The organism is Nostoc sp. DedSLP03 (genome assembly GCF_034530815.1).
Lineage (GTDB): Bacteria > Cyanobacteriota > Cyanobacteriia > Cyanobacteriales > Nostocaceae > Nostoc.
In genome coordinates, this window is record NZ_JAVRCK010000038.1 from 1 (window position 1) to 13,283 (window position 13,283).

Consider the following 13,283-nt stretch of genomic DNA (forward strand, 5'->3'; position numbering starts at 1 on the left):
TGAATTTTGAATTTTGAATTTTGAATTTTGAATTTTGAATTTTGAATTTTGAATTCGGAGCAAAGCGACATGACGCCTTACCTAGCTAAGATTTTACTGTATCCAGTTAAATCACTGGATGGTGTTGAAGTTGAGAACGCTAGAGTTCTTGCCAGTGGCGCACTACAGTATGACCGCGAGTTTGCCATTTTTGACGAACAAGGTAGATTTGTCAATGGCAAGCGTCATGCTAAAATCCATTTAATAAGGGCACAATTTGCACTCTTAAATAGAACTATCTCCTTGCAAATCCCCGATCGCAGCTTACAACAAATTTTTCATCTGGATGAGGAACGGCAAGCATTAGAAGCAACTTTGAGTGATTATTTTGAGTTTGCTGTCACATTGAGACAAAACTCTTTGATGGGTTTTCCTGACGATACACACTCACCTGGTCCAACGGTAATTAGTACGGCCACATTGGCAGAAGTAGCTTCTTGGTTTCCTGGTTTAAGTGTAGATGAAATGCGCCGTCGGATGCGTGCCAACATCGAGATTGGTGGTGTACCAGCATTTTGGGAAGATCGGCTATTTAGCGAACAAGGTGATTTAGTCTCTTTTCGAGTGGGAGATGTAGACTTTTTTGGGGTTAACCCATGTCAGCGTTGTATAGTCCCAACACGCAATTCTTACTTGGGGGAAGCTTACCCAAACTTTCAAAAAATCTTTACAACCCAGCGACAAGCAACTTTGCCAAATTGGGTTGCTTCATCGCCTTTTAATCACTTTTATCGATTGAGTATCAATACTCAAATACCCCCATCATCAGCCGGAAAAATTTCACAAATTGGCGATAAAGTTGAAGTTATTATATAACAAACTTAACATTTTGTCAAAATAAAAAATACAAAGTAAATTTTTTATATATTTTTTGTTTATGTGCTGTGTATTTGCATAACAATTCTAAAATTGCTGTAATTAAATATAAGTTCTTGTACAAGTCCAGGGATTTCCAGACCAGAAAATCAACACATCAGCAATTAAAAATTAAATTTAGGATTGGTGCTAATGGCGACCTGAATTTTAGAATGGCATACTGGAGCTTATTGGTTAAATTTCAATTCATCTGAGAAAATTTGTGGAAATATTGCCAGATAAAATTGAGCAAATTCAAGTGCGATGGCGTATCCATATAGACAATTTCTATAGTGGACTACTCCTGCGCAAAGTTTGAAAATTAGGCGTTGGAGGAAGTTAGCCAGTCAAACAATTATAAGTATTTCGTACTATTTTATACTAAAAATATAAAATTTTCATAAAGAGCGATGTCTGCCGTAATTGTACTTATATAGAATGTAGCTAGTACGGCAAATGCACCTAGTAGATGCTGGGGAAGAATAAAACTACAATGTTATCTAAACTTCAGCCCGTCAAATCATTTAATCGCTTAGTTGGCAAAGTTTATGCCAAGATGCCCCTGAGATATGTTCTGATTGTGCCCTTTATCTTGCAAATTTGTGGTGCGGTGGGACTTGTGGGCTATCTTTCGTATCAAAACGGGCAAAAAGCGGTAAGTGAGCTTGCTAATCAATTAGAAAATGAAATCTGCGACCGCATTGAACAGCATCTCGATCGCTATTTAACAACTCCAAAGCAAATCAATCAAATCAACTTAGATGCGATTGAGCTAGGTTTGCTCAACCTTTCGGACTTTCAAACCACCGGCAATTACTTTTGGAAACAAATGCAGGTTTTCAATGTTGGCTACAACAGCTTTGCCAATCCCAAAGGTGAGTTTATTGGTGTTGAGCGTCTAGATAATGGCCAGCTCTTAATTAATGAAGTTAGCGCCAAGCGTGGTACAGGCAAACTCTATGTTTATCCTACAGACAAGCAAGGAAATCGCCGCCATTTACAGCAAGTCAAAAATTACGATCCTCGCTTAGAACCTTGGTATACAGATCCAGTCAAGATAGGCAAACGAGTTTGGAGTCAAATTTATCAATGGGAAGATAAACCAGAAGTTTTATCCATATCTTCCAGCTATCCTGTTTACGATAAAAATCGCAAATTTGTTGGGGTGATTAGTGTTGATTTGCTCTTATCACAAATTAGCAAGTTTTTAACTAAGTTAAAAATCAAAGAGTCGGGTAAAACTTTTATTTTAGAGCGTTCTGGGTATATAGTGGCTTCTTCTACTAGCGAGCCACCATATCGGATCGTTAATGGTAAAGGAAAACGTCTATCAGCATTAAATAGTCAAAATTCTTTAATTAAACTCACAACACAGTCTTTGATCGAACGCTTTGGTAGTCTGAAGTTGGTTGTGGGGAAGCAACAGCTAAGTTTTACCGCTGATGGAATGCGTTATTTTGTACAGGTAAAAAGCTGGAGGGACGAACTGGGTTTAGATTGGCTAATCGTGGCGGTGATTCCCGAAGGCGAATTTATGGAGCAAATTAATGCCAACACCCGCATCACTATTTTGCTGTGCATAGTTGCTTTTTTAGTGGCTACAAGAATTGGGGTTTTGACTGCTCGTTGGATAATTAAACCGATTTCACAATTAAACAGATCGGCAAAGAAAATTGCTGAAGGTGAATGGGAGGAAACGCCAAACATTCAGCGTTCCGATGAACTGGGAGAACTAGCTAAATCATTTGAAACTATGGCAAAGCAACTCCAAGCATCCTTTAGCGCTTTAGAAGCAAAGAATGCCCAGATGCAAGTTTTAAATGAGGCGCTATCTCATAATCAGAGTCAGCTAACTCAATTTTTAGAAGCCATACCGGTCGGTGTATTTATCATCAATGCTGAGGGTAAACCTTATTATACAAATCAGATTGGGCAGCAAATTCTTGGCCAAGGAGCGATCGCAGAAGTTAAAGTCGAAGAATTATCAGAGATATATCAAGCTTACCTTGTCGGGACAGATCGACTTTATCCCAGCGATCGCTTGCCGATTTTGAGAGCATTGCTTGGGGAAAGCATCAGGGTTGATGATATGGAAATTCGCTATTGTGGGAAGATTACTCACATTGAGGTTTTAGGAAAGCCAATTTATGATGAATCAGGGAATGTGGCTTTTGCGATCGCCACCTTTTTTGATATCACCCAACGCAAACAAACAGAAAAGTTATTAGCGGAATATAATCGCACCTTAGAGGCTCAAGTAAAAAAACGAACCCAAGAGTTTCAGCAAGTTATTCAGCAACTGCAAACCACCCAAGAAGAACTGATTCAATCGCAAAAAATCGCTGCACAGGAACAACAAGCAGCCGTTCGGGAAGCAGCGCGAAGTGCTGCCGCCAACCTCGCCAAAAGCGAATTCCTGGCTAACATGAGCCACGAATTGCGTACCCCACTCAATGCCATTCTTGGTTTTACCCAAGTCATGAGTCGAGATTATTCGCTATCTAGCGAACATCAAGAAAACTTGGCAATAATTAATCGTGCTGGCGAACATCTACTCAAATTGATTAACGACATTCTCGAAATGTCTAAAATCGAAGCTGGCAAAATCACTTTCAATTCCAGCAGCTTTGACTTAATTCATTTGTTGAAGAACTTAGAAGAGATGTTGCACTTGCGTGCTGCATCTAAAAATTTAGAATTACTGTTTGAATATGCGCCAGATATTCCTAAATACATAGAAACTGACGAAAATAAACTGTGTCAAGTATTGCTCAATCTCTTGGGAAATGCGATTAAATTTACCGAGAAAGGGAGTGTGACGCTACGAGTGAGACTGGGGGCTGGGGACTGGGGGCTGGGGGCTGGGGACTGGGGACTGGGGACTAGAGAGAACGAGGAAAAATTGAATTTTTCGTTTTCACCCTTACCTCATGCTTCCTACCCGTCTGCTTCTTCAGCCCAATCCCCAATTCCTAATCCCCAATCCCTGATCTTCGAGGTACAAGATACTGGCTGTGGTATTGCCCCACAAGAACTTGACTTGCTGTTTGAGGCTTTTGAACAAACTGAAATCGGCAGAAAATTCCAACAAGGGACGGGGCTGGGTTTAGCGATTAGCCGTAAATACGTGCAACTGATGGGAGGAGATATTACTGTCAGTACGATGCCTGGTGTCGGTAGTACATTTGCCTTTGATGTTCAGATTGCTCTAACTTGCCCTAGAGAAATTCCGATCAACCAAATTAAATCACAAATTAGAGCTTTAGCACCTAGTGAAAAAGTATACCGCATCCTAGTAGTTGACGATTCCAAAGAAAGTCGTATATTGCTAGTTAAAATTCTCACATCTCTTGGCTTTGAAGTTAATGAAGCTACAGATGGTAGTGAAGCGATCGCTAATTGGGAATCTTGGCAACCACACCTGATTTTTATGGATATGCGAATGCCAGTTATGGACGGTTACGAAGCCACAAGAATTATTAAAGCTAGAGAAATCGGGCATGGAACAGCCAATACGTCGCGGAGGTTTCCAAAATTGAAACAACTGGTATCATCGGGGAGCCAGTACCTTGCAGAGGAGTTAACCGATTCCGGCGAGGGTGAGGTTCTGAAAGTCGTATGCAAAGAGTCTTCTACACCCGAAACAACTGGTGCGATCGAAAATGATGCTTCTGGTGCGTCCACTTGGCGTAAGCGGATGCCAACAGCCTTGGCTCCTCCTGACGACCTCTCTAGAACAATGCCAGATCGCTCCAATACCAATACAATCATTATTGCCCTAACTGCTAGCGCCTTTGAGGAAGAACGCCAGAAAATTTTGTCCATTGGCTGTGATGATTTTATTCGCAAGCCATTCAAACAGGAAGTATTATTGGAAAAACTGAGCAAACATCTAGGTTTAAAATATACCAATCAAGTAGAAACCACAAACACAGTAGTTGCCGATCGAGGTACACAGATTTTTGTAAGTGTTGCCGAACTCCTGGGTCAATTATCACAAATGTCACCTGAGTGGCTCCAACAGATTCACTATGCCGCAGCCAGCTGTAGCGATGAACTGATTTTAGAGCTACTCAAACAAATTCCATCAGATAATGCTCAAGTTTTCCAAGTTCTCAGGGATTTAGCAAATAACTATCAGTTTGAGAAAATCATGGAATTGACTACAACAAACTTAGAATGAATTACGAGCATTTAGACCCTAATAAAAAAGATATTTTGATCGTTGATGATATGGCGGATAACCTCCGGGTTTTATCCTCCATATTGACAAGGGAAGGGTATAACGTTCGTAAAGCTTTGAACTGGCAAATGGCACTGACAGCAACTCAAACATTATTACCTGATTTGATTCTACTCGATATCATGATGCCAGAAGTAGATGGGTATGAAATTTGCCAGACCTTTAAAGCTTGGGATTTAACAGCCGATATTCCAGTAATTTTTATTAGCGCTTTAGATGATGTTTTTGACAAAGTTAAAGCCTTTAAAGTGGGTGGTGTAGACTATATCACCAAACCTTTTGAGTTTCAAGAAGTTTTAGTGCGCGTGCAAAATCAACTGGCATTGAGATCGGCGCGATTAGAAATATTGAAATTAAATGTTGAACTAGAAGATCGGGTAAAACAGCGGACTGGAGAGCTAGAAAAAACTCTCCAAAAACTTCAACAAGAAATCGATTCCCGCCAGAAATTGCAAAGTCAACTGCTAGATATAGCACTGCATGATTCCCTGACTGGATTATCAAACCGAGTTTTGTTTATTCGGCGACTAGAAAATGCTCTAAATCGGGCGAAACAAGAATCTAATTATCAGTTTGCAGTACTTTTTTTGGACTGCGATCGCTTCAAAGTTGTTAATGATTCTCTTGGTCATCCGGTAGGAGATGAATTGCTGATAGCCATTGCTCACCGCTTACAAGCATGTATCATCCCTGTTGATACTTTAGCACGATTGGGCGGGGACGAATTTGGAATTCTCCTAGAAAATATCACAGATGTCAATATAGCAATCCAAGTTGCAGAAAGGATTTTGCAGCAGTTATCACTTGCTTTTCAACTGTCAAGATATGAAGTATTTATGAATGCCAGCATTGGCATTAGTTGGGGCAATAAAGATTACGATCGCCCAGAGTATTTGCTGCGAGATGCTGATACGGCAATGTATCGGGCTAAGGCTCAAGGAAGGGCCAAGTATCACGTTTTTAATCCAGCAATGCATCAGGAAGCTATTCAGCTTTTAGAGTTAGAAAATGACCTGCGGAGGGCTGTGGAAAGGCGAGAATTCCTCGTTTACTATCAGCCAATTATTTCCCTGGTTACAGGTAGAATTTCTGGATTTGAAGCCTTGGTACGCTGGCAACATCCGATCCGTGGTTTGGTTTCTCCTATAGAATTTATTCCTGTGGCCGAAGAAACGGGTTTAATTAATGCGATCAATACTTGGGTATTACAGTCAGCTTGTCATCAATTAAGCATCTGGCAACATAATCCAGTCACACCAGAACCTCTAACTATGAGTGTCAATTTGAGTGCAAGATTATTTTTGCAGCCGAATTTTCTAGAACAAATTGACCGAATAATTTATGAAAATCAAATAAATCCGGCATATTTAGAATTAGAAATTACCGAAAGTGTAATTATGGAAAATACTGATGCAATCAAAATCATTCTGGAACAACTAAAGCAGCGAAAAATTAAGTTAATTATGGATGACTTTGGTACAGGATATTCCTCTTTAAGTTATCTGCACAGCTTTCCTTTAAATGCACTGAAAATTGATAAATCTTTCGTTAAGCGGATGCAGGATAACAAAGAAAATATGGGGTTAGTACCAGCAATGATTGGCATTGCGAACTCAATGGGGATGAGTGCGATCGCTGAAGGTGTCGAAACACAAGAACAGTTAGCCCAATTGAGAAGTTTAAACTGTAATTTTGCTCAAGGATATTTATTTTCTAAACCCGTAGAACAACGACTGGCTGTTGAGTTGCTCGCTTCAGCACCTCAATGGTAGCTATCAAGTAGCACCTGGAAAAAAATTTTATTTCGATCCTTGGCTAGATAATCTGTGAGTGCTATTTATTACAATCATGACAACAATTCATCGTGTTGCCAGAGGTGATAAGTGGCTAATAGCTTCGATAATCTGCAAAACTCTCCAGCCACGTGAGAGTTAAACTATAAATATAAGTATTTCGGTGAAATCGGTCAACAAATTTTAGGGTGATTTCAAACAAGAATTTACTATCCTCAATAATTATACGCGTAACTTTGATCAATAATGCATTTTAATCAAACTAACCATCAGAAAAGAAATATTTTGGTGGTCGATGATACCCCAGATAATCTGCGGCTTTTATCAGCGATGTTGACTGCACAAGGTTTTGAAGTTCGCAAAGCCTTAAACGGTAAAATGGCACTGACTGCATGTCAAATGGTTTTGCCCGATGTGATTTTGCTGGATATCAATATGCCAGGTATGGATGGCTACCAAGTTTGTCAACAACTAAAAGCTGACGATAAAACTAGTGAAGTCCCAGTAATTTTTATTAGCGCTCTGGATGATGTTGTTGATAAGGTAAAAGCATTTGATGTTGGTGGTGTAGATTATATTGCAAAACCTTTTCATGGTGCAGAAGTGGTGTTGCGAATTGAAAATCAGATTAATTTACGCTTGCTCCAAGTTAAACTGCAAGAACAAAACTTTTTACTCCAACAGGCTATTGACAACTTGAAAGCCTCTCAAGTTCAACAAATTCAGAACGAAAAGATGGTGGCGCTGGGACAGTTAGTAGCTGGACTAGCTCATGAGATCAATAACCCGATCAGTTTTATTTATGGAAATCTCCAATATGCTGGTCAATATGTGGAAGACCTAGTGAAGATGATTGAAGTCTATCAGCAAGAATATCCCAAACCCACACCAAAAGTTCAGCAGATAGCCAAAGATATAGACTTGAATTTTATCATTAAGGATCTGCAAAATCTGATAGGTGCAATGTATAGAGGCTCCGATCGCATTCAGGAAATTGTACTGGCGCTACAACATTTTTCTCGGCATGATGAAGCAGAGATGAAACGAGTCAATATCCATGAAGACATCGAAAATACTTTAGTGATGTTACAACATCGGCTCAGGGAAACAGCCAATCGTCCGGCAATTGTTGTAGTGAAAGATTATGGTAACTTGCCCCTAGTCACTTGTTATGCAAGTGAACTAAATCAAGTATTTATGCATTTGTTGAATAATGCTATTGATGCAATAGAGGAGGGAGTAGAGAACGGAAAGTGGGGAGCAGGGAATCAATTTCCAGAAGAGGGAATAGGGAATCAATCTTCTCCTCCCCAAATTTGGATTCATACAGAGGTAACAGACTTGAACGCAGTCAAAATTGCGATCGCTGATAATGGTCTTGGTATTGAAGAGTTGTTGCGATCGCGTTTATTTGACCCATTTTTTACCACAAAACCTGTGGGCAAAGGTAGTGGACTAGGATTATCTATTAGCTATCAGATTATCGTCCAAAAACACCGAGGAAATATAAGCTGTAACTCATCTGTGGGCAAAGGAGCAGAGTTTGCGATCGAAATTCCCATAGAGCAGCCTAATATCTCATCGCAATTTTCAAAATCGGAAAAGGGATTAGGGAGATGGGGAGCAGAGGAGCAGGGGGAGCAGGGGGAGCAGGGGGAGCAGGGGGAGCAGGGGAAGCACGGGAGCAAGGAAGTAGGAGAAAATAATAATTCCTCACCAATGACAAATGACAAATAACAAATACTTCGACTTCACTCAGTACAAGTGACAAATGATGAATGACCAATAAATCTAATTAATCAACAATTCTGGTGCTACCAATCCTTTTTGAATAGCTAAGACTGCGGCTTGAGTGCGATCGCGTACTTCTAGTTTTTGTAAAATAGCATGGACATGAACCCGCACTGTACCAGGGGCAATGTAGAGAATTTCAGCAATTTCTTGATTGCTTTTGCCAGCTGCTACCAGTGCCAAAATTTCTTGCTCCCGCTTCGTTAAAGGATTTTCTAAAGATTCCTCAGTTTTTGCAGACTGCACCGCTATCGAATTACCCTCAAAAGCGGCTCTAATTTCAGTTGTTGCTGTTTGATCCCACCAAGAAGCACCCGCAGCAACCGATCGCACTGCTAATATCAAAGACTCAGCCGGAATACCTTTAAGACAGTAACCTTGCGCCCCGGCGGCAATTAACCGCGAAATCAGGGGTTTTTCAGAACGAGACGTTAAAACGAGAATTGGTAAATTTGGGTGCTTCTGCTTGATTTGGCGACAAGCCTCAATCCCGCCAATCCCTGGTAAACCTATATCCAGCAACACCAAATCCAGAGGATAGTGATTGGCTAATTCTACAGCTTGTTCCCCATCTTCCGCTTCTGCGACAATCTCCAAACTGGTTTCTTGTTGCAACCGCATCCGCAAACCAAGCCGAAACAGTTCATCATCTTCAACTAGTAAGATTTTTGTCATTTGTCATTTGTCATTTGTCATTTGTCATTTGTCATTGGTCATTGGTCATTGGGCAGGAGGCAGGGAGCAGAAGTTCTTTAATGCATGAATTTTGAATTTTGAATTTTGAATTGATTTCTCATCTCCCCGGTGGCGGACAAGCTGGGAGTCGGAAAGCAAACAATGCGCCGCGTGGTGAGCGATTCTCTGCCCAAATTGTACCCCCATGAGCAGTAATAATTTGCCTGGTTAAATAAAGTCCTAGCCCAGAACCGGAGACGTGGCGATCGCTATTTCCTTGATAAAATCTCTCAAATAAGTGAGGTAACTCTTTTTCGGTAATGCCGGAACCAGTATCGAGTATTTTTACCACTTGATCGCTAGAATAACCTTCAAATACTACTTCCACTTTACCGCCACGAGGGGTATGGTTAATGCCATTACTCAGGAGATTGCTGAAGACTCGCCCAAGTTGCAAAGAATCGCCATTTACCCAGAGAAAGCTGCGAAAATCTGATTCGCCATAGTGCAGAGAAATATAAACCTGACGTGTTTTCGCTAGTTCTGTTAGGGTAGCAACTATTTCTTCCGCTACTGTCACCAAGTTAACTGGTGATATCTGTAGTTTCAGCCCTTCGGCATCATTGCGGTACACATCTAAAAGTGTTTGGACTAATTGCAGTGTACTTTGATGACTACGAGCCATTGTTTGTAATACTTTTGCTTGCATAGGCGTGATTTCACCGAATTGCTCATTTTGAAAATATTTCAGCGTTTCAATTGCTCCTAATAAAGGTGTTTTCAAATCATGCGTTAGGGTAGAAACAAAATCTTCACGCATGATCGCTAGTTGTTCTTGGGAGCGTAATTGTGCTTGAGTAGAAGCGATCGCTTCTTCATTGCGGTGGTTGCGATCGCTTAACCAACCTGTTACCACCAACGCCAATACTGCAATTAACCGATTTGCTAACGTGGGAGAATTAATCATTTCTCCTCCGGGGACAAACAAATTCAACAGTGTTAATCCTGTAGCTGCAAGAGTGATCCCCAAAACTGCTCTCCGACTCAATCGAGAATCTGCTAATAAAATCGTCCCTGTGTAGAGATAGCCAAATACGTACTCAGGGGGTGTCAAATATTCTAGTATTATCACGATCGCAAAGGCGATCGCTATTAGTCCATAGGTCTTTCCCCGCTCATTTATAGCTTCTTTCATAGTCCATAATCGACTTAACATCGTCATTTATCATTTATGATTTACTAAAAAATTGTGATTCTCCAATCTGTATAACTATTTAATTCACCAATTATGAGTTATCTGCAATCTATATCTGCAAATGCCAACTTAAGAATTAACCCGAAAATTACGATTCTCTAAATGCAATCAAGAAGACTGAAAAATGGAAACTGGGTAGTTGCCCACAAGAAGCGGCGTCTCTACCACTATCTTCCCAAACCCTAATCCCATTAAAAAAATACTTTATGATATTTATATTCTTTGAAAGTAGCAAACTTGCAAAATGTATTGTATAAACAAATAGTCCTAAGTAGTGAGATAGATAAATTAAGAGTCAAAATTAAATATTCTTAACGAAAACCTTAATAAGTATCTGAAAATATTCAGGAGTTATGTTAGCCGTAGTGGTACGTTCAGCCAGTATTGAGTAAAAAGTTATGAGTAAGAATTAGTACTTATGAATCTTACTACTCTCAGCCGAGGCACTTAATACTCGGAACTGATTTGATGCTGAGTGCGATTATTGCTTTTTGTACTCAGTACTGTTTAGGAAAATCCCTTGAAATCAAATACTCCTACAGTTAATCTATTATTTCTAAGAATTGGCTTGCTACTACTTAAATTTAATTTAGCGCGAAATATATGGGACAAGGTTTTTTGCAAATTGGCTTAACGCTGTGTATTGTCATAGCAATCACTCCATTATTCGGAAAATACATAGCTCGTGTCTTTTTGGGAGAAAAAACACTGCTTGATTTTTTAATGAACCCCATAGAGCGGAGTATGTTCGTATTTGCGGGTGTTCGGAGAAAAGATGACATGACGGGTTGGCAGTATATCCGGGCCATACTCTGTTTTAACTTGATTATGGGTATTTCAGTGTATTTCTCGATCTATTTTCAGAGACTCTTACCCTGGAATCTAAACGGCTTCGGTTCGCCCAGATGGGATGTATTGCTGCATACAACGATTTCATTTGTAACGAATACTGACCAACAACACTATGTAGGTGAGACAACCTTAAGCTATTTTAGCCAAGTAGCGGCTTTAGGCTTTTTGATGTTCACCTCCGCAGCCACCGGTTTAGCTGTGGGAATTGCCTTTATTCGCGGCTTGACGGGTAGAAAATTGGGAAACTTTTACGTCGATCTCGTCCGTGGAATTACGCGAATCTTGCTACCGATTTCAATTATTGGCGCGATCGCCTTACTTATAACAGGTGTACCACAAACCTTACAAGGGACTATGGATGTGCAAACCTTAGAAGGCGGGACGCAATATCTGGCCAGAGGCCCGGTGGCATCCTTTGAAATGATCAAACTTTTGGGCGAGAACGGCGGCGGCTTTTTTGGCGTCAACTCAGCACATCCCTTTGAAAATCCCAATGGCGCTTCTAACTTAATAGAAATGCTCGCCATGATTTCCATACCAGCAGCCTTGATTTACACCTACGGTATATTTGCCAATAACATCAAACAAGCTTGGCTACTTTTTTGGATGGTGTTTGTGATTTTTGTGATTCTCGTGGGAGTTACAGCCGTGGGAGAACTGCAAGGTAATCCCCTGGTTAATACCGCCTTTGGATTAGAACAGCCCAATTTAGAGGGGAAAGAAGTTCGATTTGGTTGGGCACAAACAGCATTTTGGGCAGTGATGACTACTGCTACTATGTCTGGTGCTGTGAACGGGATGCACGATTCTTTGATGCCACAAGGAATATTTTCGACTCTCTTCAACTTATTTATCCAGGTTATCTGGGGTGGTCAAGGAACTGGAACAGCTTACTTATTTATTTACTTAATTCTCACAGTGTTCCTGACTGGACTCATGGCAGGACGTACTCCAGAGTTTTTCGGACGCAAAATTGAAAAGCGGGAAATCGTTCTCGCTAGCGTAGTGCTGTTGATTCACCCAATTCTAGTTTTGATTCCCAGTGCGATCGCTTTGGCTTATCCCATCTCCCTATCTGGAATTAGCAACGCTGGCTATCACGGTATTTCTCAAGTAGTTTATGAATATGCCTCAGCAGCAGCAAATAATGGTTCGGGCTTAGAGGGTTTGGGGGATAACACCCAGTGGTGGAACTTGAGTACAATAGTGAGCCTAATCGGAGGACGCTACATTCCGATGATTGCTATCTTGCTGCTAGCTGACGGGATGTCTCGCAAACAACCAGTAGAAGAAACTCCTACTACCCTAAGAACTGATTCTTTGGTATTTACTAGTATCGCGGCTGGAGTAACGCTGGTTTTGGGAGTATTAACTTTCTTTCCCGTTCTGGCTTTAGGCCCCATAGCTGAGGGTTTGAAACTAGCATCTGGCAGTTAGAAAAGTTATGAGTTATAAGTTTGAAATTAAGAAAATATCAGAAAGTAATTCAGGAGGCAGGAGGAAGGAGTAACCCAGACTTAAAAGTGTGAGATTTAAGCAAGAAAGGTTATATGGCTGTAGTCAGATATGATGTTAGAACAGTGTTGATTGCTAAAAACCTGGAAGCAACTAGGTTTATACTCAGCACTGGCTCAACGCCGAGCTAACAGCACTCAGCTATATCTTGCACTATGCGTCTCGTACCAGTATCTTATTTTTAACTGGGTAATTACTCAGAACTAAAGTTTTCATTCATACTTATTTCCTCCTGGCTCCTGCCGTTATCTTATAAATTATTCGG

General features: G+C 40.6%; 6 protein-coding genes and 1 pseudogene. 5 read left to right on the top strand and 2 right to left on the bottom strand.

What is annotated here, in order from left to right; genetic code table 11:
* The first annotated feature begins 69 nt into the window (after positions 1 to 69).
* From RM368_RS18970 to RM368_RS18985, 4 genes and pseudogenes are all read left to right on the top strand, one after another.
* The gene (locus RM368_RS18970) at positions 70 to 855 is read left to right on the top strand and encodes an MOSC domain-containing protein (protein WP_322695493.1); all 786 of its coding nucleotides are present in this window, start codon (positions 70 to 72) and stop codon (positions 853 to 855) included.
* A gap of 739 nt (positions 856 to 1,594) precedes the next feature.
* Positions 1,595 to 5,077 (top strand): annotated as a pseudogene (locus tag RM368_RS18975) (ATP-binding protein); the annotation flags it as partial.
* Entirely contained in the window at positions 5,074 to 6,909 is a 1,836-nt protein-coding gene (locus tag RM368_RS18980; protein WP_322695495.1) for an EAL domain-containing protein, read from the top strand. The pseudogene RM368_RS18975 and the gene RM368_RS18980, both read left to right, overlap by 4 nt.
* Positions 6,910 to 7,176: 267 nt before the next feature.
* A complete protein-coding gene (locus RM368_RS18985; protein WP_322695496.1) occupies positions 7,177 to 8,667 on the top strand; it encodes a response regulator in 1,491 nt (496 codons plus the stop codon).
* A 54-nt stretch (positions 8,668 to 8,721) separates the two neighbouring features.
* On the opposite strand, the gene RM368_RS18990 is transcribed toward RM368_RS18985, so the two are convergent.
* Positions 8,722 to 9,396 (bottom strand): response regulator transcription factor, encoded by a 675-nt coding sequence (locus RM368_RS18990; protein WP_322686180.1) that lies wholly within the window; start codon positions 9,394 to 9,396, stop codon positions 8,722 to 8,724.
* Positions 9,397 to 9,514: 118 nt separating this feature from the next.
* Entirely contained in the window at positions 9,515 to 10,591 is a 1,077-nt protein-coding gene (locus RM368_RS18995; protein ID WP_416212245.1) for a sensor histidine kinase, read from the bottom strand.
* A gap of 663 nt (positions 10,592 to 11,254) precedes the next feature.
* Between RM368_RS18995 and kdpA the strand changes: the two genes are divergently transcribed.
* Entirely contained in the window at positions 11,255 to 12,940 is a 1,686-nt protein-coding gene (gene kdpA, locus RM368_RS19000; protein ID WP_322695498.1) for a potassium-transporting ATPase subunit KdpA, read from the top strand.
* Positions 12,941 to 13,283: the final 343 nt, after the last annotated feature.

Excerpts from the sequence above, each read along its gene's own strand:
- RM368_RS18990 (WP_322686180.1), bottom strand. The coding sequence starts at position 9,396 with ATGACAAAAATCTTACTAGTTGAAGATGATGAACTGTTTCGGCTTGGT.
- RM368_RS18985 (WP_322695496.1), top strand. The coding sequence starts at position 7,177 with ATGCATTTTAATCAAACTAACCATCAGAAAAGAAATATTTTGGTGGTC.
- RM368_RS18995 (WP_416212245.1), bottom strand. The coding sequence starts at position 10,591 with ATGAAAGAAGCTATAAATGAGCGGGGAAAGACCTATGGACTAATAGCG.
- kdpA (WP_322695498.1), top strand. The coding sequence starts at position 11,255 with ATGGGACAAGGTTTTTTGCAAATTGGCTTAACGCTGTGTATTGTCATA.
- RM368_RS18980 (WP_322695495.1), top strand. The coding sequence starts at position 5,074 with ATGAATTACGAGCATTTAGACCCTAATAAAAAAGATATTTTGATCGTT.
- RM368_RS18970 (WP_322695493.1), top strand. The coding sequence starts at position 70 with ATGACGCCTTACCTAGCTAAGATTTTACTGTATCCAGTTAAATCACTG.